Genomic DNA, 24,486 nt, shown 5'->3' on the forward strand with positions numbered 1-24,486 from the left:
CCTCGCCTCCTCCCTGTCCTTGTCCGCCTCGGCCTTGGACTCGTCCCTGTCCTTCTTCGCGTCGATTTTTTCCTTGTCCGCCTCCGTCTTTGCCGAGATTTCCGAAAGTGAGCGACTGTCCTTGTCCGTCAACTTGGGGTCGAAGGCGTCATGGGCCGCGGCCAGGGCCCTTTCGATGGCGTTGATGGCATCGGACCCGGCCGCAGCGAGCCAGTCCTTCACGGACTGATCCCACCGGCGAACGGCCTCGGCACCTATTTTCTTCCACGTCTCCATATCGCTGGGCGGGCCATAGGACTGCCCATAGATCGAAATGGTGTTCTGGAATCCCGCCTTCGCGACCACCACGTTTCGATAAGTTCGACCCGAGGATATGGTCTGGATGTCAGTTTCATTGTATTGGGTATTAGTAAGAGTCCATCTGGCGTCCTGCAACATGTCGTAAAGCCAGCGCTGCGGATTACTGGTGGCCTTCCACACCTGCCACTTCGACTCAAGGATCTGCGCCTGATTGTAGAGCTCCCACTGGGCTGCGGCGAGAGCCTGAGCGGGCCCGGAATTCACGATCTGACCGTCAATGGTCTCGGAGGCGCCGTCGGCGTCACCCTTGTTGATCTGGTCGGCGTATCCCTCGTAGTTCCTTGCCAGCTTGTGGATGAGCTCCTTGAAAACGGCCGCCGAGGTGCCGTCCCAGGACTGGCTGCCCTCACCGATTTTTCCGTTGTCCCATTTCTCGATGGTGGCGGAGCTTTCCTGGAAGAACTTGACGGCCCGGTCGAACGACTTCGCCGTGTCGGTGAAGGACACCAGGTCGACATAGGAGTCGTCGGGCACGGCATGGCCGGAGTGGCTGAAGCCGTGGGTGTTGTAGAACGTGGTCAACTGTCGGAGGGCGGCCACGGAGCCGTGGACGTACCGGCTCAGGAGAGCGTTGTCCCACTTGACGGCTTCCCCCTCCTTGTTCCAGCCGCCCTTGTCCTTCAGGACCTTGCTGGTGCGCTCGCCACCCCCGATCACGTCGTCCCCGCTCGGCGGAGCCTTCCCGACCGTGCCCAGGAGGGTGATGTGCGCCCGGTAGCTGGAAAGCAGCGTCCCCTCGTCCGAGTCATCCGGATTGTGATGAGAGCGGTAGAACGGAATGATGAAGTCGGTGTTGTGCCGTTGCCAACCGCCCGAGGACACGAAACCGGAGACATATTCGGGACCACCCACCCGATCCAGCCGAACATGCATCAGCGGGATCCCGTCGTTCCCCTTCAGACTGTCGAACACCTTGGCCCGGTCACCCAGGTCATAGCCGGTGAGCATGCCGACCGCTATTTTCCAGTTGTCGTCATTGTTGTTTACGACGTCTTTCGGTTCGGCCATCACCGTGCTCCACGAGCTCGTACCAGAAAAAGGGAATGGTCCTGCTTCAGAGCGCCCCAGGACACGGTCTATTTCTCCGAGTCACCACCGGACCCCCCGGAATCACCGTCGACGTCCTCGAAGATGTCCATGAAATCGTCCAGGGAGATTTTTTCCAGATTCATCCCCTGTACTTTGTTCAGCTCGGCGATGGTTGCCCACAGCGCTTCCTGGAGATCCTCGAAAAGCGCTGTCTGCTCGTCCAGGATGCGGGATACCTCTCCCGCAGAGGTCTGGATCACCGCGTTCAGATCGGCCGCCTTTCCCTTACCGAGGGCCATAGTGCCGAGAATGAGGGGCTTCGACGCGACGATTTCGGTGTTCTCGCGCGTACCCTTGGAGATGACCGAGATCGCATCGCCCTCGATCGCGTCGTCCTTGAGCATGTTCGCCAGCGTTGCCGCGAAATCCTCGACGTTTTCCTCGATGAACTTCTTCAGAAATGCGCTGTCAAGAACCGTGACATCAGCCACGTCGTTCCCCTTCCATGCGGCATCGGGACCGGAGCGGTCCCGCCCACCGGGCTTCCGAGAGATCTGAGGTCATACGCAGGGCGCCGTCGGCCTCAACTTCTCCGGGCGATGGCGGCGGCGCCCGGAACAGCTGAGGCCGACGGCGCCCGGTGGCTCTGCGGCCCGTCTCCGCCCGGTGTCCTCCCGTGCCGTCGTGCACGGGGAAGGCGTGAGACAGCCGTTTCGCACAGGTCAGCGGCCGCCGATCCGGATCTCGCCCCACCGCTGCGTGCGGCTCTGCTCCGAGTACCGGTAGTCGGCGGAGATCTTGTTGAGCAGCCCGGAGTGGTTCTGGAGCAGCATCTGGATGTTGGTGACGGCGCCGTCCCACTTCGCCTGCACCTCGGTGTAGACGTCCCTGTCGTCACCGATCCAGGTCTCCTTGAGCCCAGCCAGATCCCTGTTCATTTGGTCGATGATGTCGGCTATGGCCTTCGACTGCTCCTGCATCTCGTCCACCGAGGCCTCGGCGGAGCTGTAGTCGACATAGATATAGCCTTCGCTGAAGCTCATCAGAATCCTCGATCCGCCGTGGGGTGCGATGGGTGTGAAGCCGGTCAGGCGTTGGGGTTGGTGCCGTTCTGGACGCCACCCGTGTTGTATCCGTTGAGTTCGTCGAAAACCTGCGTGGACCTCGAGTACTCCTGGTCGATCGCTTCCGTCGAGGAACCCTGCACCAGACCTTGTTCCAAGAGGGTGTTGTTGAGCTCGTCGACCATCCGGTCCAGATTGATCAGGATGGTGTCGACGTGCCCGTCCCACTGTTCCAGCAACGACTTGAACTTCCCGCCGTCCTGGCCCTGGTACTTGGTCGAGAGATCCGCGGCGGTGTTCTGGACGCCCTGCTGACGTTGCTGGATGGCGGAGAACGCCTGCTCCAGCACCCTGATTCCGCCGCGGGTCGCCTGTTCTTCGGACTGCTGCATGGGGAATTTCCTTTCGGCGCCAACCACCGAGCTGTGGACCTCATTACCACTTGCGGGCAGACAAGTTGGCCCCCGCGGTCACTCACCGACTCACCGGGACATGAGATGCCAGGATGCTAAGCAGGCGGCAACTTGTTTGGCAATCTGCCGCCGAGCCGCCACGACAGCCCGAACCGCGGTCCCCAAATGCTCGATTGAGCGGAGAATCCGAATTCACGCCGCTCAGCTGAGCAGCGGCGTAATTCCATCCGGACAGACCGGGCGTTACCCCCCGCCCCGCGGCACGGCCGTTCACGTGGACTCAACGCAAAGTGACCGCGGAGGAGCGGAGAATTTTCCCGCGAGGGGATTCGCCGTCGGGCGGGTTCTCCCCTAATGCCCCGCTATATCGCCGGACACCGCAGCGTCACCCGTGCCTCCCCGGAGGAGGCCGCCTCGGGCGTGAGGTCCGGGCCGCTCGGCAGCATGTTCAGCATCGGCGAGGGCATGGTCCGCGCCTCGACACCCTCGTAGCCCAGTGCCTTCACGCCCTCCTGGGACAGCAGCCGGTACTTCACACCCTCGTCCGTCACCAGGTACGTCGTGTCGCCCAGCGCGCTGCCGCCCGCTCCCAACGCCCTGACCAGCGCGCCCTTTCCGGCTTCCACGGCGATGGCGTCGACCTTCAGACACCCCGGGACGACCTCGGGGGCCGGTGGCAGCACGGCCCGGGGCAGTGTGCTCTCGGGCAGCAGGGACGTGCCCACCCGCACACCACTCTTTGTGGAGTCGACGGCCGCGCACGCGACGGAGCCGGTGGCGACGCCGACCGCCCCCGGCGGCTTCTCGGGCAGCCTCGCCGAGCTCGCCGCCAAGTCCTCGGCCCCCGGGGCGAGATGCTCGGTCAGCGCGTCGGCCCCGAGCGTCGCCACGGTCGCGGGGGCTCCCCCGTACGCCTCCGCACGGGTCCGGGGGTCGCCCAGCAGAAGAGCCGCGCCGGTGGCCGTCAACGGGACCAGACCCTCCCGTTGGAGCACGTGATAGCGGGGCTCCGTACCCGGCACGTCGACCCGGAAGACCTGCCCGGTTCTCGTGCTCCGGCCCGCCAGCGCGGGTCCGTTCGTGCCTCGGCCGGGCACCTTCACCGGGGCCAGATCCGGTCCCTGGGGGAAGGCGTCGAGGAACGCGGCCGCCACGGGGCGGGGGGTGACGTCCCCGTAGCCCAGGGCCTCGGCAGCGTTCGCCGCCTTGTCCAGGCGCAGCCGGCTGCCCTGCCACAGCAGATACGTGGCGCCGTCGGGCCCGGCGACCAACAGGCCGTCCGCTGCGCCCAGTTGCCGTCCGCCCGGTACGTTCTGGGGCTCGTCGGAGCCGAGGACGAGCGCCGTGGTCGGCGTGACGACACCCGTGGTCCTCGGGACAAGGCCGGAACACACCAGCCACGGCTCGTTGTCCAGGTCACCGGCGGCCGGCAGCGCCTCGGGGCCGTCCGGGATGCCGATGGGTGTCCCGTGCGGTGTGCCGGCGAGCGAGGAGGTCCCCACCGTGGTGACGCCGAGGTCGCCGCCGGCTATCAACTGGGCCGACGCGTAGTTGCGTACGGGGTGCAGCCGTCCGTCCAGGAACAGGTAGCGCGCCCCTGTCTGTTTGTCGACGATGAGGTCCTGGGACGTACGCCAGGAGTCGTTCCCGCCCGGTTTGATGAGCCCGAAGACGAAGGCCCCGGCGCACACCAGCACGGCGATGACCACGCCTATCGCGGCGCCGCGGTTGGTTCTGCCCAACGGGCTCTCCGGGTCGTCGGGCTCGGACCTCAGCATGGCCGAGGCCAGTCTCCCCATGACGAAGAGATGCGCCTGTACCTGGTCTCGCTTGCTGTGCATGGTCGCGTTCTCCCGGTCAGCCGTTGATGCCGCGAAGCATGCCGTAGACGCCCATCGACCAGAGAACCAGCGGCAGCAGGCTGATGGCGGCGAGCGAGTGCAGCAGTTCGGCCGCGCGTCCCCAGTACGGCAGCAGACGCCGCCCGGGCACGGTCCATGAGGCGATCGTGATCGTGGCCGCCAGCGCCAGCAGACCGGCCGTCAGGGTCAGCCGGTCCTGCGGACCGGCGGCGCGGGCCGCGACGAGCAGCAGCAGGGCCGTGCCCCAGACGCCCGCCGTGGTCAGCGCGAGCCGCTGCCAGACGTTGCCCAACCCCCTGCTGTGCAGCAGCAGCAGCAGCGACAGGGCCACGACGGTGAGGACTCCGGACAGGCCCGGCTCGGTCACGAGCGCCGCGAGGCACGGCAGACAGATCAGGCCGATGGCCGTGTAGAAGGCGGTCATCCAGCCGTCCGCCAGCGTCGCGCGCACCTCGACGTCGGAGGCGGGATACGGGTCGATGCCCTGCTGCAACTGCTGGACGTTGGTGGGCAACGGCGGCATCCGCATGCCGGAGAGCCGGAACGACAGCGAGGGGACGAAGCCGCCGAACAGCACCACCACGACGGCGACGACGCCGGCCGCCTGCTCGGGCGCCAGATCCAGGATGACCAGGACGGCGCCGAGCGCCCCCGCCACGGCGACGGAGGCCGTGCCGAGGAACAGCGCCGGGTAGGTGCCGACCGCGGCCAGCGCCAGGACCGCCGCGCCGCCGCCGGAGGCGGCCGCCGCCAGCAGTCGTGCGCCCAGCACGGCGTCACCGTCCGCACCGCCCAACTCACCGCCGGGCAGCAGCCAGCCCGCCAGCGCGAAGTAGGGAACCGCCATGAGGCCGAGCACCGAGCCCGCCCCGGAGTCGCCGACGGCCCGGGCCGCGGAACCCGCTCCGGCGAGCAGCAGCAGTCCGGCGGCCGAGGCCACGAGCGCACGCAGCCAGCCAGCCGATCCCGGCAGGGCCAGGAACACGATGCCGAGGGTGAGCGCGGCGACGGCCATGCCGTGCAGCAGACGCCGGCTGGCTTCCGCGCTCCAACTGTGCGGGCGCTGCTGCATGGTGGTGGAGATGCCGTCGACCAGGTCGTCGAGGTGCACCTCCGGGAGCGCCTCGGTGCGCGGGCGCAGACAAAGGGCCTCACCGTCACGCAGGCCGAGGGAGTCCAAGGTACTCTCGGGGTCGAGCGGTGGGCCGCCGAGGCGTTGCAGTACCCAACCGCCATGCTCCAGGCCGGATTCCTCCAGGTCGTCGCCGCCGTAACCGATCACTGTGGGCAGCAGATCGGCAACGGAGACATCGGAAGGTACGGCCAGGTCGACGGTCCTGGCCGGGGCACGTACGGTGACGCGGCACAGGCTTGCCGCCTGAATATCAGTCATGGGCTTCGTGTTCACGCTTTCTGGCGGACCGCGAGACACGCGGTGGCTGGAATCCCGCTGAAGATACAACGTCCCGTGCAGCGTTCCACAGAGTCCATTCGGAAAATCTGCGGCATGGCGCGGGACTCTACTTCATCCAATTGACTTCATCCAATTGACTTCATGCGCAATGCGAGGCGTCCCGCTTTCACTTCGGCGACTCCGGTAAACGCCGGATTGCGCCGCGGCGTTGCCACGGAAATCGTTGCGACATCTTCGAGGAGGCCATTCGTTGAGCGTGATCCTGTTCCGCAGGCCGGCACGCCGCAAAGGTCCGGAATTGCCGGCGGGAGAGCTGAGTCTTCAGGAGCCGCCGACACTTCCCGAAGTCGTGCCGGACAGTTCAGCGGTGTGGACGTACTTGCCGATGGCGCTCATGTCCGTCTCCATGATGCTGATGTTCATGCGGCCCGGTATGACCCGGTCCAGCGGCGGATTCATCTACATCGCGCTCGGCCTGATGGTGGTCGCCTCCGCGGCGATGATGGTCGGCCAGGTCATGAAGCGCAACAGCGAACGCAAGCAGCGGATGAAGGGCGAACGCCGCGACTACCTGCGCTATCTGCGCCAGACGCGGCGCAAGGTGCGGGCCACCGTCGTCGAGCAGCAGCGCGCCCTGTCCTGGCGCCATCCCGAGCCCGACGCGCTGTCCTCCTTCGTGCGCACCACACGGCTGTGGGAACGCCGGGCGTCCGACGAGGACTTCGCGGAGGTCCGGATGGGCGTCGGTGACCAGCGCATCGGAATGAAGCTGACCCCGTTGTCGACCAAACCCGTCGAGGACCTCGAACCGCTGTCCGCGCACGCCCTGCGCAGCTTCACCCGGGCCTACTCGACCGTGCGCGACCAGCCCATCGCGATCTATCTGCGGGCCTGGTCGAAGGTGCTCTTCCGCGGCGACGAGGAGCGGATACGGGGTCTGGTGCGCGGCCTGCTCGGCCAGTTGGCGGTCTTCCACTCCCCCGACGACCTGTGGATCGCTCTGTGTGTGTCGGACGAGCGGCGGGCCGAGTGGGAGTGGGCGAAATGGCTCCCGCACAGCCTTCACCGGCACGAGGAGGACGGCGCCGGGCCGGTCCGGATGATCACCTCGGCCTTCAACGAGCTGGAGGGCCTGCTCGGTGCGGAGTTCCTCGAGCGCCCGGGCGCCGACCCCGAGGCCGTGCCGGGGCGCGAGGAGCCGTACACGGTCATCGTGATCGACGGCTGCACCGTTCCCGCGGGCCATCGCCTGGACGGCCAAGGGTTCCGCAACGCGGTGGTGCTCGACCTCACCGGAGCCCTGGCCTGGAAGCCGGGCCGTACCACCCTGCGCCTCGAGGTGGACGAGGACAGCGTCGCGCTGGTGCGCACGGACCGCGACCGCAAGGAACAGTCGACGGCGCTCGGCAGACCCGACCGGTTCGGCCCGGTGGGCGCGCAGGCACTCGCCCGGCTGCTCGCGCCCTACCGGATGACCATCGGCGGCGGCGACTCCAAGCCGTTCTCCAACGACGTCGAACTGACCGCCCTGTTGAACATTCCCGATCTGCACCAGCACGAGCCGGCCACGCTGTGGGAGCGGCACACCGGTGCGGCACGGCTCCGGGTCCCCATCGCGGTCAGCGACGAGGGCAGGCCCGTGGAACTGGACATCAAGGAGTCCGCGCAGGGCGGTACGGGCCCGCACGGCATGCTCATCGGGGCCACCGGCTCCGGCAAGAGCGAGCTGTTGCGCACCCTGGTGCTGAGCCTGGCGCTGACCAACTCCTCCGAGACGCTGAACTTCATCCTCGTCGACTTCAAGGGCGGCGCGACCTTCCTCGGCCTCGACGAGCTGCCGCACACCTCCGCGGTCATCACCAACCTCGCCGACGAGGTGTCGCTGGTCGCCCGTATGCAGGACGCCCTGCACGGCGAACTGATACGCCGTCAGGAACTGTTGCGCGCCGCCGGGAACTACACCTCCGCCCTGGAGTACGAGAAGGCACGGGCTTCCGGGGTGCCGTTGCAACCGCTGCCCAGTCTGTTCGTCGTGGTCGACGAGTTCAGCGAACTGCTGTCCGCACACCGGGACTTCATGGAGCTGTTCGTGATGATCGGGCGGCTCGGGCGGTCGCTCGGGGTGCATCTGCTGCTTGCCTCGCAGCGGCTGGACGAGGGGCGCATGCACCAGTTGGAGAGCCATCTGTCGTACCGGATCGGCCTGCGCACCTTCTCCGCGATGGAGAGCCGCGGCGTGCTGGGTGTGCCGGACGCCTACGAACTGCCGGCTCAGCCGGGCGCCGGTTTCCTCAAGAGCGGTGTCGACGCGCTGACCCGTTTCCGTGCCGCGTATGTGTCGGGCCCCTACGAGCGCCGCCGCGCCGTCGTCCAGGCGCAGGTGGCGCGTCAGGTGGTGCCGTGGACGGCGGAATGGGTGGTGCCACGTACCCTCGCGGACCCCGATCCGACGGGCGGGGGCGGCGAGGAGGAAGAGGAACCGGAGGCGGAGGGCCCCGACGCGGAGAGCGGCGAGACGCTGCTGTCGGTGGCGCTCGACCGGCTGCGGCACGCGGGCCCGCCCGCCCACCAGGTCTGGCTGCCGCCGCTCGGCAGCCCGGCCACCCTGGACCAGATCCTGCCCCCGCTGACCCCGGATCCGCGGTACGGCCTCACCACGGCCGACTGGCCGCTACGGGGCCGGCTCACCGTACCGGTGGGCGTTGTGGACCGGCCGTTCGACCAGCTCCGCGATCTGCTGACGGTCGACCTCTCGGCGGCCGGGGGTCATGTGGCCATCGCCGGTGGCCCGCAGAGCGGCAAGAGCACCCTGCTGAGGACCCTCATCACCGCGCTCGCCCTCACCCACACCCCGCGTGAAGTGCAGTTCTACTGCCTGGACTTCGGCGGTGGCACGCTCGCCGCCCTGGATGAGCTGCCGCACATGAGCGGGGTGGCGGCCCGGGTGGACGCGGAGCGGGTGGGCAGGGTGATCGCCGAGGTCAGCACGCTGCTCAGCAAGCGGGAGCGGTTCTTCCTGGAACACGGCGTCGACTCGATGCCCACGTACCGCAAGCGGCGCGCGGCGGGCGAGTTCCCCGACGAGCCGCACGGTGACGTCTTCCTCGTCGTCGACGGCTGGTCCACCGTGCGCCAGGACTTCGACCGGCACATCCCCAGCTTCAACGCGCTCGCGGCCCGCGGACTCAACTACGGCGTCCATCTGGTGATCACCACCGCCCGCTGGGTGGAACTGTCGTCCTCCGTGCGTGACCAGACGGGCACCCGGCTGGAGCTGCGGATGGGCGATCCGATGGACTCGCAGATCGACTCCCGCAAGGCGGGGGCGATTCCGCGCAGCCCCGGCCGTGGCCTGACCAGCGACAAGCTGCACTATCTGTCGGCGCTGCCGCGCGTGGACGGGGTCGAGGACGCCGACGACCTCGCCGACGGCGTCGCCGGTCTCGTCGCCGCGATCGGGGAGAACTGGGCGGGGCCGCCCGCGCCCCGGGTACGGATGCTGCCGGCCCGGCTGCCCGTGGCCGAGCTTCCGGAGCCGGAGGGAGACCTCGGGCTGCGGATCGCCATCGGCCTGGACGAGAACGAACTCGCCCCCGTGTGGCACGACTTCGCCGAGAACCCGCACATGATCGTGGTGGGCGACACGGAGTGCGGCAAGACCAACCTGCTGAAGGTGATCGCCAGGGGCATCACCGAGCGGTACACCCCGGCCGAGGCCCGCATCATGACGGTGGACTACCGGCGAGAGCTGGTGGAGAGCATCCCCGAGCGCTACCGGCTCGGCAACGCCGTGTCCCTGGACATGCTGAAGGACCTCGTGGACGGGGCGGCCAGGGCGGTCCGGGGGCGGGTTCCGGGCGAGAACATCGCGCCGTCGCGGATGCGGCTGTGCGACTGGTGGCAGGGGCCGCGGCTGTTCATCCTGGTCGACGACTACGACATGGTCGGCAGCGGGCCCATGGCCCAGCCGTTCGCCCCGCTGCTCGACCATCTCGCGCTCGGCCACGAGGTCGGTCTGCACCTGATCGTGGCCCGCTCCTCCGCGGGAGCCGGGCGCGGTCTCAACGAGTCCTTGATGCGCAGACTCCAGGAGGTCAACACGCCGGGCCTGCTGATGTCCTGCCCGCCGAGCGAGGGGTACCTCTTCGGCAGCGTAAAGGGCCGCGAGCTGATCCCCGGCCGGGCGGTACGCATCGCCCGCCGCAAAACCCTCCAGATCCAGACCCCGCAGCTGGAGGCCACCCCCTGATGCCCCACCCCACCCACCCACCGCACACGCCCGACTGCTGCGCCCTGCCCGGCTCCCGGCAGGGGGCGGAAGTTCGCGCTGCCGCCGGCGCGTACCCGACCGCCGGCGGGGACGAGGCAGCGGTCCGAGCCGGGATCGTCGCGGACGGTTGCGTCGTTCTCGGGCCTCCGCGGCCCTCCGGGGCCGGCCGGGACGCCAACCACCGCTCCGCCATGGCCGCGGAAGACCTCCCCCGTACCGGGTCTGTCCGGCCGGGTCGTCAAGTGCCCGGCGTCAGCCCGCCGTCGGAGTGCCGGGGGCGGGCTCTCGTACGGGATGCACTCGGGCCGGCAGCACGACGGGCGCGGGTGCCGGGCACCGCAGGTCCCGGCAGGTCGGCCGGGCGGGGGCCGAACGGTCTCGGGGAGGCGGGATACGTTCCCGCGTCGTTCTGTGCGGCACGAGGACCGGCCGCGCTCCCGCCCAGCCGTCGGCTTCCCGCCACCGGCGGCCCGCTACGGCTGACGGCCCGGCGGCAGCCAGTTCCTGGCGCGGCCACGGGGCAGTACCGCAGCCAGGGCCGCGACCAGCAGGACCACCGCGAGTCCCGCACCCGCGATCGCCAGGGCCCGGTTCCGGGGGCCGACGTCCGCGGGTTCCGGGAAGTGTGCGGGGGCCGGCTGTACGGCGGCCACCTCGCCCTTTTCCGGTACGACCGACAGCGCGGCGTAGGGGTCGAGTCGAGGGGTGTCCGACGGATAGCTGGTCGCGAGCAGTCGCGCGGAGACCTCCGCGGCGCTCATCCCGGGGTGGAACGCCCGTACGAGCGCGGCGGCCCCCGCGGTACCGGCCGCCGCCAGCGAGGCGCCGGAGCCGATGTAGTGGCCGGAGCCCTTCGGCCCGACGCTGACCATGGAGCTGCCGGGCGCCGACAGGTCCGGCTCGTAGGCGGGCGGAGCTTTCTGCTGCCGGACGCCGTTCGGCCCGAAGTCCACGACGGCCAGCACGCCGGGCGCGGCGGCCGGCCAGTACGGCCCCTCCGGCATCGCACCGTCCGGCCCGAGTTCCTCCTTGGTCACGGCGTCCGGAGCCGCGGGGGCGACCACGAGTGCGTCACGTTGCGCCGCGTAGGCCGCGGCCGCGGTGAGCTCCGCCCTTCCGGTGTCCAGGGCGTGACCGACGTAGATGACCTGCGCGCCCCGGTCCGCCGCCGTACGGATTCCGAGGGCGACGCGCTGCGCCGAGGGCACGCCGCGGTCGTCGGTCCCCCGCAGGGCGATGATCCCGGCCTCCGGGGCCACGCCGGTGATACCGCTGCCCGTCTCCGGGGCGGCCGCGATAAGACCGGCGGCGAAGGTTCCGTGTCCCACACAGTCCTCGCCGGCCCCGCCGAGGGCCGTCACCCGCCCGGACAGGCTGGGCACGCCGGAGGAGACACCGGTGTCGACCACCGCGACCGTCACCCCGGCCCCCCGGGAGATCCGCTGGGCCCGCGACAGCCCGAGCGTGATCTGGGACCACGCCGCGGCGGTGGCGGTCTCCTCCGAGGCCCCGGTGCACGGACTGTCCTCACCCAGTCGCAGGGGCAGTGGAGGCAGCAGCGTGACGCCCGGGTCGCCGGCCGCCTCCGCGACGGCGGGCACGCAGGTGAGCGGCAGGATCACGGCGGCAGCCAGCACGGGACGCACATACCTGTATTTCATGATGCTTCGCATCATACCCCTGATATGCGCATGACATACTCGAATTGCGTACAGGGCAGGGCAAAGACCAAGAAAAACGAGGAGGTTCGAGGCGCGTGGCACGGCAAATACTCACGGTCTGCCCGGAACGGACGGACACCTTCCAGACGATCGGTGAGGCACTGGCCCAGGCGCGCACGGGAGCGGTGATCCGGGTACGCCCGGGGCGCTACGCCGAGAACCTCGTGATCAGGAACCGGGTCACGATCGTCGCCGAGGGCGAGCCGGGAGCCGTCGAGATCTCCCCCCGCGCCGGCACCGCCGTCAGCCTCATGGCCGACGCCGTCATGCTCAGCGGTCTGACCCTGCGCGGACGGGACAAGGAACTGGCGGTCGTGGACGTACCGGCCGGCCAGGCCGCCCTCGACGGATGCTCCGTGACCGGCTCGGGGTGGACGGCCCTGCTGGTCCGCGGCTCTGGCTCGCTGGCCGCCCGCGGCTGCGAGGTCAGCAACCCCGGCGGCGCCGGGATCGTCGACTCCTCGGACGCCGAGAGCGTCATCGAGGACTGCGTGTTCCAGAACTTCGGCACCTCCGCGGTGGTCATCGGCGAGACCGCCCGTCCCCTGATCCGCGACTGCCGGATCCGCGGCGCGCGGGCCAACGGCATCCTCGCCAGCGGTGAGGCCAGGGGCACCGTGGACGGCTGCGACATCTCCGGCACCGACAAGCCCGCCATCGCCCTGGAGGGCCACAGCTCGACCCGGGTCGTACGGTCCACCGTCCACCACACCTCGGTGGGCCTGCTCGTGTCCAGCGTCTCCCGCCCGGAGATCGAGGACACCACGTTCGAGTCCATCACCCAGAGCGCCATCGTCATCTCCGGCGGGGCCGACCCGCTGCTGCGCCGCTGTGTCACCCGGCGCACCAAGCACAGCGGACTGCTCGTCCTCGACCGCTCACGCGGAACCCTGGAGAACTGCGAGTTCCACAGCTCCACCCAGCCCGCCGTCCGGGTCGTCGAGGGCAGTGCCCCGCTGCTGCGGGACACGGTGGTCAGCGACTGCGCAGACGCCTCGGGGGCGGTGGTCCTGGCGGACGACTCCACCGCCGAGTTCGAACGTCTCGACGTACTGGACGCGGCCGGGGTCGGCATCTCCGTCCGCTCCTCCGCCAACCCGCTGCTGCGCCGCGCCCGGATCACGGGGGCGGGCGGCCACGGCATCGAGTTCGGCGACGACGGCCGCGGGCGCCTGGAGCACTGCGAGATCGAGTCCGCGGGCGGCTGCGCGATGAGCATCGACGACGACGCCGACCCCGAGGTCAGCGACACGGTGATGCGGTCCTCCGCCCGCTCGGGCGTACTCGTCGGCGAACACGGCCGGGGCACCCTGCGGGACTGCGAGATCAGCGACAGCGCCGACGCGGGCGTGAGCGTCCGGGACGGCGCGGAGACCGCGCTGGAACGGGTCCGGGTGAGCGGTTCGAAGGCCCACGGGATCCAGGTGTCGCGCGGTGGCCGGGCCACGCTCACCGGCTGCGAGGTCACCGGCAGCACGGGCGACGGGATACGGGTCGACAGCGACGAGCCCGTCTCCGTCACCCGGTGCGTGGTGCGCGGCAACCGGGGGGCGGGGCTGCGGCAGGGCGGCCCCGGCGACCGGCTCTCGGTCGACTTCCTGACCAGCGCTGACAACGGCGCGGCGGACAGCTGGGGCGAGTCGGCCGAGGGCGGCGGCGAGGGCGGGGCGCCCGGCCGGTCGTCCGGGAAGGAGCCCGAACCGGAGGGCCCGCTGGCCGCGCTGGAGTCGCTCGTCGGTCTGGCCAACGTCAAGCACCAGGTGAGCACCCTGGTCAACCTCAACCAGCTGGCGGAACGCCGGCGCCGGCTCGGCATGCCGGTGCCCTCGATGAGCCGGCATCTCATCTTCGCCGGCCCCCCCGGCACCGGAAAGACCACCGTCGCCCGGCTGTACGGGAGCATCCTGGCGGACCTGGGCGTGCTGCGCAGCGGACATCTGGTCGAGGTCGCCCGGGCCGACCTGGTGGCCCAGATCATCGGCGGTACGGCCATCAAGACCACCGAGGCCTTCACCAGCGCGCTGGGCGGCGTGCTGTTCGTCGACGAGGCCTACACCCTCACGCCCGAAGGAGGATCCTCCAACGACTTCGGCCGCGAGGCCGTCGACACCCTGCTGAAACTGATGGAGGACCACCGCGACGACGTGGTCGTGGTCGCGGCCGGATACTCCGAGCAGATGGAGTCGTTCCTCTCCGCCAACCCGGGCCTCGCCTCCCGGTTCACCCGCACCATCGAGTTCGGCAACTACGCCGTGGACGAACTCGTCACCATCACCCAGAGCATGTGCGCCCACAACCAGTACGAACTCGGGCCGCTGACCCGGGAGGCGCTGGCCGTCCGCTTCGAGGGGATGACCCGTGACGCCTCCTTCGGCAACGGCCGGGCCGCCCGCGGGGTCTTCGAGGAGATGGTGGACCGGCAGGCGTTCCGGCTCGCTTCCATGCCCGACCCGGCCGAGAGCGACCTGACCCTGCTGCTGCCGCAGGACGTGGGAGACGCGGAGGCGGCGGCCGTCGACGGAACACCCCAGCAGGCGGACGACGCGGCCGACCCCATGGACGAACTCACGGCCATGGTGGGTCTCGGTGCGGTGAAACGCGAGGTCTCCGACCTGGTCAACCTGCTGTCCAACGCCCGGCAGCGGCTGGCGGCGGGGCTGCCCTCACCCAGGATCAGCAATCATCTGGTCTTCACCGGTCCGCCCGGCACCGGCAAGACCACGGTGGCCCGGCTGTACGCCAGGCTCCTGCACTCGCTGGGGGTGCTGCCCCGCTCCTCCCTGGTCGAGGTGGCCCGGGCCGACCTCGTGGGCCAGTACATCGGGCACACCGCGCAGCGCACCAAGGAGGTCTTCACCAGCGCGCTGGGAGGCGTGCTGTTCATCGACGAGGCCTACACCCTCACCCCCGAGGGCTCCTCCAACGACTTCGGACGCGAAGCCGTCGACACCCTGCTGAAACTGATGGAGGACCACCGCGACGAGATCGTGGTCATCGTCGCCGGATACACCGGGGAGATGGAGCGCTTCCTCGCCTCCAACCCCGGGCTGACCTCGCGGTTCTCCAAGTACGTGCAGTTCGAGGACTACAGCACGGAGGAACTGGTCACCATCGTCTCCCGGCACGCCGCCACGTCCGGCTACGAGTGCGGCACCGACACCCTCGCGGCGCTGCGCGCCCATGTGGACGCGATCCCCCGGGACCGCTCGTTCGGCAACGCCCGGCTCGCCCGCCAGTTGCTGGAGTCCATGATGACGAGTCAGGCCCGCCGGCTGGGCGGGGTCCTGACGCCCAGCCTCGACGACCTCACGACGCTGCTCCCCGAGGATCTGGCGCCCGAGAACCGTCCCGCAGGGCACCGGACCACCCTGTGAGACGGCACCGAGCCACCCTGTGACGCGCGAGCGCCCGCCGGAGAACCGATCCGGCGGGCGCTCGCGTCTCTCAGACAGGCGTCACACGGTGAACCGCACGGCTTCGAGCCAGAAGTCCTTGTCCATGGTGCCGCCGAAGATGTAGTTGTTCTTGGTCTCGGGGGTGTCGCACGCCTGAACCTGCCATCCACGGTCACGGAGGTGCACGGTCTGGCAGATCGTGCCCTTGGCCCCGTTCACGCTGATGGCGAAACCGCCCATGTTCGGGGCCGAGTCCGAGGCCGTTCCGATGGTCAGGTTGACGCCGACGGCCGCGCCCTTCCACGCCTGCCCCTTCCATCCGGTGCCCTGGATCCACGGACTGGCGTCCACCCGGTTGGTGCCGGTCACAGCGATGTTGAGCGCCTTGATGGGCCGGTTCTGCCCCTCCGTGCCCGCCGTGGCGCCGTCGCACTGCGTGCCCTGCCAGCCCATGCCGGTCACATAGGCCCGGTAGCAGACGTGTTTGCCCGGGTTGCGGTCGGCCAGCTGCAGAACCGCGTACGCCGCGGTGCCGACCGCGGGCCCGGCCGCCTGACGCTGTACCGAGCCGGAGTTGCTGTTCGTCGTGCCGGAACCGGAGTTGGTCGTCGTCGACTTCTTCTGCGTCGACGTCTTCGGTGTCTGCTGTGTCTTCGGGGCGCTGTCGACCGGGACCTCGGTCAGGGCCGGCGCCGCACCGGCCGCGCCGTCGTCCGCGCCCGCCGCGCCGACGGACTTCGCCTTCTCGCTCGCCTTCCCGCTCGGCGTCGCGGGGGCCTTCCCGCTCGCGTCGGACGTGGGTGAGGCCGGGGCGTACTCGCCCTGCGGCGCGCCCGGCTGGTCGTCCCCGAGGACGGCGTCCGTCGCGGAGACCGCGGCCTTGTCCTCCTTCTCGTCGGAGCCGCCCGTGGCCAGGATCAGCAGCGGCACCACGAGCAGGATCGAGCCCGCGATGGCCGCGGCGGCGAGCAGCGGCTTCTTCGGATTCCCGGACGGCGGTTCACCGCCCCCGCGTGCGGCCGCCTCGCCGGACGCCCCGAACCCGCCGGCCCCGGCGGCGGCCGACGCCACCTGGGTACGCCCACGTCCCACCGCTTCCGGCTGCGCGGCCGGTGCGGCGGCCGGTGCGGCGGCCGACGCAGCGCTCGCTTCCGCTTCCCCCTCCGCGGTCGTCCCGCTCGTGGTGACGGCCGCCCCGAGGCCCGCCGCTCCACCCGAGGAGGTGTCCGGTCGCGACGGGGCCGCGTCCCCGCTCCCGCTCTGCCCGCTCTCGCCCCGGGCCGCACCGGCGGCCGGCGGCACCGCGGGCGCCAGCGCCTGCCGCGGATCGGCTCCCACCGGCCCGAGCGCGAACGCCCTGCGCACGGACGACCCGCCCGCGGCAGCCGGTGGTTCCGTACTCCCGGCAGCCGGGGAACCCTCCGACGACCCGTCCGGGGAGGATCGGTTCTGACGAATTGCCATCATTGTCCTTTGACGTCGTAGGTGAACTGTGATGCGGTCCCGTGCCTGCCCGGGAGTGGTCCCGGAGCGCCCGCCCGGCTATCCGCCATAGCCCACGGGTCCGGTGCAGCGGTCCGGCCAGTTCCGCCCCTCGTCCACGGGGAGGCCCTTGGCGATCGCCTCTTCGAGGTGGGTGAGCGCCTTGAGGTCCGGCTGGCCGAGCTCCCGCGCCCCGTCCAGGTGTTCCTCGGCGGTCGCGTTGCCGGCCAGCTCGCGCAGCAGCACCACAGGGGCGCCCCCGGGCACCGTCCGTACCCCCAGCACGCGGAAACCGGTCCCCGGCACGAAGACGATCTCGTCGAACGCCTCCGGGGATCCGGCCGACCGGTCGAGCAGTTGACGCACTTTGCGCCCGGTGGAGGACCAGATCGCGTAGCGCACACCGGTTCCCGCGGGAAGCGCCGAGGGCCGCGCCAGAGCGCTGAGCGGCCCCGGTTCCTGCAGGAGGGTGCCGACCGCGGGCTCTGGCCCGGTCGCGTCCCCTCCGCGCAACGCCACACCCCGGTAGGACGGCAGCCGTCGCAGAGCGGACGCCAGGCACCCGGCGTAGGGCAGCAGGCGCCCCTCACCCGTGCGGATGTCGCGGATCAGCTCGCGATGGTGCAACGGCCCTTCCTCGGCGGTGAGATAGACGTGCGCGGCGACGAGCTCGATCCTCGCCGCCTGCAGTTCCTGGCCGCGCAGTGCGGGCATCCGCGTGAGAACGCGGGAGACGGCGGCGGCATGCCGCTCCCAGACGGCCGCGGCGAGGTCACGGAACGCCGCCTGCTCGGCCGCGCCGCTGACGTGTCCTGGGCCGAACGGAGGACGAACGGCTCGCGTCGCGGACGACCGTGCCGGCTCCGGCCGCGGCTCCGGAGCCGGTACGTGACTCTCTGGACCGGGCTTCTCGGGCTCTCCGCCCGCCCCGCCGGGGGACCGGCGTGCCCGCGCTTCGTCGCCGGTCGCCGAACGTCGCGACGCGGGGCCGGCGATCGACGTATCACCGGAGACGTTCGCCGAGGTGCCCGCGACCGTTCCGGCGTCGCCGTCCGCACCGGACGACCTCTCCGGCTCCGTACCCCCGACGGCACCGCCTGCCGAATCGCGCTCAGACGCCTCGGCCTCCCCCGAACCGCCGGGTGACGGCCCGTCGGGCGAGGCGGCGGGCACGTACGGCGGTGCCTCCGCGACGGGACGGCGGCCGGGCGGCGTACGCCCGGCCGAGAGAAGTGATCCCGTCTCCCGTACGACGGGCCGAACGGCCACCGAGGCGCTCCCGGTCCCGGCCGGGGTTCCCGTCGGCCCGGAAGAGACCACGTGCCGCGCGGAAGGCGTCGCCGGCCCCGGAACGGCCCTGTGCTCGCCCGATGCCGTGGCGGACCGGGTGACCGCGGTCTCCTCGGCGGCCTCCTCCCGAAGCAGCGAGCCCTCCGTGACCGTGGCGGTGGAGTGCGACACGGTGGCGGCAGTTGCGGGCGCGCGCGGCCCCGCACCGGCTCCGGGGCCCGTGTGGGCCGTGACATAGCGGATGCCCAGCACCCCGTGTTCGGCCGCCAGCCTGCGCAGTCGGCCCTCCTCGGTGGTGAGCCTGCCGCGCACCAGCAGCGTCGTCCTCGCCCGGGCACCCGCATCCAGGCCGCCCAGGAGCAGGTCCAGCGCGGGCCACAGCGAGGCGTCCAGCGGCTGTCCCGGCACCCCCAGTTCGATGGCACAGGTGTCCGGGTCCACGGCCGGCCCCGCGAGCGGAGGGCGGGGACCGTCCTGTTCCCACAGGGCGAGTCCGGCCCGCGTCACCATGACCTGCCAGCGGTCCGTCAGCCGTACGGTCCCCGGTTCCGTGCCGTCGGCGAGCCAGTCGGGCGGGTGGCTCGCGACCAGGCGGGGGGCGGGAGTTCGCCCCAGCGCGTCGGCGGGTCCGCAGGCCACGGAGGACACGAAGGGCTGCCAGCTCGGTGTCCCGTCGGTGCCTACCAGGGTCGGCCGCGGGGCCGCTCCGGGCGGCGCGTGGTCGGGCAGCAGCGGCAGTCCCGTGAGCACTTCCACCTCGCCGCCCAGCATGTCGGCGACCGACTGGCCGAGACCCAGCAGGTCACGGCGGCCCCCCGGGGCCAGCCGGACCCGGGACCGCTGCGCCACCGGCAGCGCCGCGAGCACGGCGGCCACCTCGTCGGCCGGGACGTTCTCCGCCCGGAGGGCACCGACCAGCACGGCGGGATGCTCGGAGTCGACGGGCACCGCGAAGCACAGATCGTCGGGGTGGGGTCCGGGGGCATCGGCCGGACGCATCAGCACGCCCGCCGGTATCTGGTCCACCACACAGCCACCCGTCGTGTGCGAGGGCACCCTGCCCAGCGCCTCCTGCCACCCGGGGGCCGGGGCACGCGGGCCCAGTTTGCGGGGTGCCTCACCGGGCGCGAAGTGCCACCATCCGCACCCGGGCCGGGAGTCTCCGTACACGAAGAGCACACCGCCGGGGGTGACCAGGACGGTTCCGTCCGGAGCGGTCACCTCCAGCCCCCAGGCGTCGGCGATCCTGCGGGCCACGCAGGGCTGGTCCGGCCGGTCGTCGCCGGCCCCGGACATGACGAGCCGGATCCGGGTGATGTCCTTCGCGCGCAGGGAGTCGAGGAGAGCCCCCAGCCGGGACCAGTGGCCGGCGTCGGGCCCGCCTGCGTCGGCGGAGCCGACCATCACCGTGACGACGTCCTCGTCGACGCTGACGGCACGGGCCACCTCGGCCAGGGTGGCCATCGGGAAGGAGTCGTCCTCGACCGAGCGTACGAGCAGCACGCCGTCGACGTCCTCGACGGGCGGGGCACCGCCGGTCCCCCGGTGTACGGCTCCGCCCGGGTCGCCGACCGGGTGCCGGGTGCCGCCCGGCGCGGCGGGCGGCCTGCCGCCCCGGCGGGAGAAGAGGGACGACCAGCGGCTCACGCGTCCGCCCCCCGTGCCACGCCGTCGTCCGCCGCGGTCATCGCGTCGCGTACGGAGTCGAGTTCCAGGGTCATGCTGACCGGGCCGGTGGGGTTGAGACAGAGCGCGTGCCCCTCGGGAACCCGCGGCACGAGGTCCTCGACCTTGACCAGTTCGAAGGCGAAACGGCCGGCGGTGTGCAGAAACACCGGCGAGGTGAAGAGCGGGACGACCGGGGTTCCGTCCGGGGTCGCGGCGCTCAGCGGGCCGCCGCCGGGTCCGGTGAGGACGGCCACCTCACGGCCGAGCAGCGCCTGTGCCACCGTCTCGCCGGGGCCGTAGCCGGTCGCGGCGAGCTGGATGGCCCGGTCCACCTCGTCCTCCGGTTCGGGCCAGCCGCGCGCACCGGGGGACGGCCGGTAGTCAGGGTTGTCCTGCCACTCCTCGATCTCGCCGGCCGGCCCCGACCGCCATCTGCCGGCCAGCGCCCACTCAGGGGGATTCCCTTCCCCGGACCACATCGGATCGACCATCCCCAGCCAGTGGTCCGGGGCGACCCTGCCGGCCTCACGGATCTCGTCCGGAACGGGCGGGAGTTCTTCGCCCGCGCCGTCGGCGCCCTGCTGGGTCATCGCTTTCCTCACTCGGTGGATACGTGGCTGGTCGATCACACGAGACCCCGGGGCCCGGGCGGCGAACGGAATCCGGCGGGAGAAGGGCCGGGAGCTGCCGCATGCGATCTCATGTGGCCGTTTCCACCATGTAGGCGTCCCTCGTCCGGTTCGGGCCGTCCGGGCCGTCGTACCAGAGGAGGCGGCGTGCGGTCGTCGCGTCCGTGACGACACCCGTGAGCAGGCCGCTCTCGAGGACGGTGCGGATGTCCTCGGCGCTCCGCGGACCGCCCGAGACGGCGATCAGCTCCGGAAAGCCGCGGAGCTGGGCGGCGCTCACCGAGATCGTGCGAGCGTTCACCTCCGTGGGAATCACGTTGCCGGCCGCGTCGAAGACATGACCGCACACTTCGGCGCACGCCCCGAGCGCCCCGTACGTCGCGCGCTCCCGCTCCGTCAGGGCGTCGTACAGCGGCGAGGCCGCGGCTTCCCACGCGCCGATGCCGACGACCGCCTTGGTGACCCCGCCGAAACGGTTCAGCGTCTCGGCGATGGCCGGCTGGCTCCTGAGGATCGAGGCCGTCGGCACGTCCGGCAGGAGGAACGGCGCGTAGAGGGGAAAGGCCCGGCCGCCGCCGGCCGCGGCGGTACGGCGGACCGCGGTCACCGCGGCGTCGTGTGCCAGGTCCGGTCCGTGCACTCCGGTCAGCTGGACCACCTCGCAGGAAGGCAGCCGGGTGACCGCCTCGCTGAGCGCCTCGACCGCACGGCTTCCGTCCAGGCCCAGGACGTCTGTCTCCTCGGCGATCTCCGAGACGAGCTGCGCGGCCGCCGTTCCGAGCCAGCGGGCGACCTGGCGGGCGTCCCCCGCCGCCGGCGTGCCGCCCTCACCGCGGGTCAGGTTGACGACGACGGCGTGCCTCAGCCCGAAACGCTCGGTCAGGGCCCGCGAGAGCGAGGCGTCGATCTCGGCCGGGACGGTGATGTCGATCCGCACGATGTTGTGGGCGACAGCGGCGTCGAGCAGACGGGCGACCCTGAACCGGCTGATGTCGAATTCCTCGGCGATCTCCACCTTCGACCGGTTCTCGAGGTAGAAGCGTCTGGCCACGGAGGCGGCGAGGAGCATGTCGACCGGCGCGGAGGAGGCCTGCGCCCCGGCGAACTCGTCCTCGCCGCTGTCGTTCCGCTGCGCTCGCATCAGCCGGTCCTGGTCGGGCCGGGGAAGAGGCGGCCGCGCGGACCACCGGCAGACCTCGGGTTCACCGGGCACCGGCGTGCGAGGCGTACGACGTCCGAGCCGACGATCCGACCCGCCTCCCGGCGACAGAGGGTCTCCGTCCGGGAATCGCGCCGTCCGGCACGCATGCCCGGCGCACTGTCCGCTGTGAACACGTCGCTCCTTCGTCAAGGTCTCACGCCACCGTGGGACAACTCGGGCCCCGTCGGCATCGGTTCGTCCACACCGCGCCTCCTGAGCGTCGGAGGCAGCGCCGGCTCCGTACAGAGGATGGCGGCGCCCCGGCGTGGGTAACGGGCCGGCGCGGGCCGAGCGGTTCTCGACCGGGCCTGGCGCAGACCGACATGCCCGGACATCGGCACCGCCGGACCATCATTCACAACCCTAGGGACCATTCGGTGGACCATCACGGGTCCGCCTACAACACTGCCCGCGAGGACAGCGGATTCTGCCCGCCCGTGCGCAGGCACAGGGTGCCGCCCTGTCGCGGCCCGATGTCCGCACCGGCATCCGCACCGAAACCTGTCCGTGGCAGGGCGGCGAAGGGAACGGGCCGGCATCGAGGGAGGAAGGCGTCCCCGCTGCGCTTCCCCGTCACCCCTCCCCGCTCGACCTCGTCCACACCCGACCGTGCGTGTCCCGGCCCGAGTGCCGGGCTCCCGGCCGTGCCTGCCGGTTCGCCGGACGTGCCTGCCGGTTCGCCGTCCGCGCGGCCCGTCGCAGCCGTACGGGACTGCCGTCAGTCCCCGCTGTCTCCGCGCGGCCCGCTGTCCGGCACCAGCCCCTGTCGGGCAAGGCTGCCGTCCAGCCAGGCCGCGGCCAGTTCCACCCGGGAGCGGCAGCCGGTCCGCTGGAACAGCCGTGTCAGCCGTTGTTCCACGGTCTTCTCGCTGCACGCCAGCCGGGCGGCGATCTGCCGGTTGGTGGAGCCGTCGCTCACCATGGCGATCACGCGCACGTCCGGCTCGCTGAGCCCTTCCCTGGCCGTACGACGTCTGGGGAGCGATACGTTCCGCCGCCGCGCCGCCTCGCCGAGCACGCTGCGGACGGGCGGCCCCATGTCCAGGGCGTGCACGCTCCGCGTCGCCTCGGCCAGCCACCGCAGGGGGTCGTCGCCGACGTCCGTCAGGCACTGGCAGCAGTCCACACTCAGGGGCAGGTCGACCCGCTGCTGTACCAACCGGTATGCGGCCAGCGCGCTGTCCGCGTCGCCGTGCACCATCCCGCGCCCCACGAGCACCGCCTCGTATGTCATGGGCGAGGCAGCCTCCTCGTGCAGTGCCTCCAAGTGCTCCAGCGTCTCCCGCGACGCCTCTCGGTCGTTCCCCCGCACCGTGATCGACAGAATCCGCAGCAGCACCCTGTCGACACCCGCGAGCAGTCCGTTCTCACGCGCCCGCCGCACGTCGCGCCACGCCTGGGCCAAGGCCTCGTCCGGATGCCCCGACCAGTACCGGACCCCCAGCCGCACCCGGGCCACCAGCGGATGGCCGACGGAGTCGGGGATCAGGTCCAGCCACTCGCGGGCGCGTCCGTACTCCCCGCGCATGAGCTGGATCTCGGCTGCCAGCGCCCGGGCCAGGTGCCCGACACCGGCCGCGCCGTCGGACCGGCCCCGCGTCTCGATCCGGCGGGCCCACGAGAGGGCACTGTCCCAGCGCCCCGTCAGATAGTCGCGCACCAGGGCGTGGTACCGCACGGCCGTGCTCTCTCCCACTCCGACGTACCGCTCACCGAGCACGGCCTGGAGAGCGCCCGCCAGATCCCCGTACGCGGCGGCGTTCCGCAGCCTGTCCAGGTCCGCTTCCCCGGGAGGGTTCCCTGCCGGCCGCTGCCGGGCACGCTCGAACTCGCCGCCGCTTCCCACAGCGGCGGCCAGCAGCCGCACTTCCCCGGGCGACGGGACCGGTCCGGAGCCGCACTCGTCGTCAGCCGACCCCGGCCGGAACGACATCGGGGTGACCGGGCCGATCCCGTACGCTCCGCCGAGCGCCGCCAGCCCGGCGGCGGCGGGCATTTGTCCGAGCGCCGCACGGTAGCGGGGATCGGCGTCGTCACCGTACGGGGACCGGTGTTCGTGCAGCGCCGACAGGGCCCATGCCCGGGTGACCCATTCCAGAGCGACCCGTTCCTCGCTGTGCGGCCCGTCGAGGCAAGCGAGCAGCGGCTCGCCGAGCGCGAGTACGCCGATGTGGTCGGGGTGCCGCAGGCTCAGGGCGGCAAAGTCGCGCAGCGCGACGGGTGTTCTGGCGTCGTGCGGCGGCAGCCGCCGCGACGCCGGGTCGTCACCGTGGACGGCCCAGGACCGGCCGGGCTCGGCGTCGCCGCGGAACGCGGGCGGGGGCGCGGCGAGAGCGCCGTCCGGCGGCGGGGCCGCCGCTGCCACGTGGCCCACCGGCCACGCCCGCCCGGCACCCGGCCGGTCGGTCGGCGTCCCGGTGATCGTGGCGTACAGCGGCCACGGGCCCCCGGGATCGGGCAGTGTCCGCAGCGCCGCCGCGAGTGCCGGAACGGCGAACGCTGTCCGGCCGTCCGCGTCGACGGTCACGACCCGGTCCCTGACCAGGCCGTCCACCCTACGGCCGACGGCTTCGACCGTCCCGTCCGGCAACTGCACGCCACCCGGATCCAACCGCCCACCCGGCAACTGCACGCCACCCGAATCGACCACCCCGCCCGACACCTGCACGCCACCCAGACCCAACCGCC

At 71.4% G+C, this 24,486-nt stretch carries 14 protein-coding genes; 2 read left to right on the plus strand and 12 right to left on the minus strand.

The annotated features are described in order from the left end of the window. From RB628_RS12960 to eccD, 6 genes are all read right to left on the minus strand, one after another. The coding region (locus RB628_RS12960; RefSeq protein WP_318320526.1) for an AAWKG family protein at window positions 1–1,368 on the minus strand (1,368 nt) is incomplete at its 3' end. 68 nt (window positions 1,369–1,436) lie between these two features. Continuing rightward, window positions 1,437–1,880: a type VII secretion system-associated protein gene (locus tag RB628_RS12965; protein ID WP_318320527.1), complete on the minus strand. Its 444-nt coding sequence runs from the start codon at window positions 1,878–1,880 to the stop codon at window positions 1,437–1,439. 231 nt (window positions 1,881–2,111) lie between these two features. Then, window positions 2,112–2,432: a WXG100 family type VII secretion target gene (locus RB628_RS12970; RefSeq protein ID WP_318320528.1), complete on the minus strand. Its 321-nt coding sequence runs from the start codon at window positions 2,430–2,432 to the stop codon at window positions 2,112–2,114. Window positions 2,433–2,476: 44 nt separating this feature from the next. Continuing rightward, window positions 2,477–2,845 carry a WXG100 family type VII secretion target gene (locus RB628_RS12975; protein WP_318320529.1) on the minus strand — a complete coding sequence of 123 codons (369 nt, stop codon included), beginning with the start codon at window positions 2,843–2,845 and terminating at the stop codon, window positions 2,477–2,479. Between the two features lie 383 nt (window positions 2,846–3,228). Next, on the minus strand, window positions 3,229–4,707 hold the full coding sequence (gene eccB / locus RB628_RS12980) for a type VII secretion protein EccB (protein ID WP_318320530.1): 1,479 nt from the start codon (window positions 4,705–4,707) through the stop codon (window positions 3,229–3,231). Between the two features lie 16 nt (window positions 4,708–4,723). Continuing rightward, window positions 4,724–6,121: a type VII secretion integral membrane protein EccD gene (gene eccD / locus RB628_RS12985; protein ID WP_318320531.1), complete on the minus strand. Its 1,398-nt coding sequence runs from the start codon at window positions 6,119–6,121 to the stop codon at window positions 4,724–4,726. A 277-nt stretch (window positions 6,122–6,398) separates the two neighbouring features. On the opposite strand from eccD, the gene eccCa reads away from it, so the two are divergent. Beyond that, window positions 6,399–10,391: a type VII secretion protein EccCa gene (gene eccCa / locus RB628_RS12990; RefSeq protein ID WP_318320571.1), complete on the plus strand. Its 3,993-nt coding sequence runs from the start codon at window positions 6,399–6,401 to the stop codon at window positions 10,389–10,391. Between the two features lie 494 nt (window positions 10,392–10,885). Here eccCa and RB628_RS12995 read toward each other — a convergent pair whose 3' ends face one another. Further along, window positions 10,886–12,073 (minus strand): S8 family serine peptidase, encoded by a 1,188-nt coding sequence (locus tag RB628_RS12995; RefSeq protein WP_318320532.1) that lies wholly within the window; start codon window positions 12,071–12,073, stop codon window positions 10,886–10,888. A 95-nt stretch (window positions 12,074–12,168) separates the two neighbouring features. Between RB628_RS12995 and RB628_RS13000 the strand changes: the two genes are divergently transcribed. Then, on the plus strand, window positions 12,169–15,507 hold the full coding sequence (locus RB628_RS13000) for a right-handed parallel beta-helix repeat-containing protein (RefSeq protein ID WP_318320533.1): 3,339 nt from the start codon (window positions 12,169–12,171) through the stop codon (window positions 15,505–15,507). Between the two features lie 81 nt (window positions 15,508–15,588). Here the strand turns inward: RB628_RS13000 and RB628_RS13005 are convergent, their stop codons facing one another. From RB628_RS13005 to RB628_RS13025, 5 genes are all read right to left on the minus strand, one after another. Beyond that, window positions 15,589–16,893, minus strand: coding sequence for a hypothetical protein (locus tag RB628_RS13005; RefSeq protein ID WP_318320534.1), 1,305 nt, complete (start codon window positions 16,891–16,893; stop codon window positions 15,589–15,591). Window positions 16,894–17,070: 177 nt separating this feature from the next. Then, window positions 17,071–19,947 carry a hypothetical protein gene (locus RB628_RS13010; RefSeq protein WP_318320535.1) on the minus strand — a complete coding sequence of 959 codons (2,877 nt, stop codon included), beginning with the start codon at window positions 19,945–19,947 and terminating at the stop codon, window positions 17,071–17,073. Next, window positions 19,944–20,558, minus strand: coding sequence for a type VII secretion system-associated protein (locus tag RB628_RS13015; protein WP_318320536.1), 615 nt, complete (start codon window positions 20,556–20,558; stop codon window positions 19,944–19,946). Before RB628_RS13015 ends, RB628_RS13010 begins: the two co-directional genes overlap by 4 nt. A gap of 109 nt (window positions 20,559–20,667) precedes the next feature. Further along, window positions 20,668–21,738 carry a sugar-binding transcriptional regulator gene (locus RB628_RS13020; RefSeq protein ID WP_318320537.1) on the minus strand — a complete coding sequence of 357 codons (1,071 nt, stop codon included), beginning with the start codon at window positions 21,736–21,738 and terminating at the stop codon, window positions 20,668–20,670. Between the two features lie 778 nt (window positions 21,739–22,516). Continuing rightward, window positions 22,517–24,486: helix-turn-helix transcriptional regulator (locus tag RB628_RS13025; RefSeq protein WP_318320538.1), on the minus strand; the 1,970-nt coding region annotated here is incomplete at its 5' end.

The sequence above is a fragment of the Streptomyces sp. ADMS genome (assembly GCF_033441795.1).
Classification (GTDB): Bacteria; Actinomycetota; Actinomycetes; order Streptomycetales; family Streptomycetaceae; genus Streptomyces.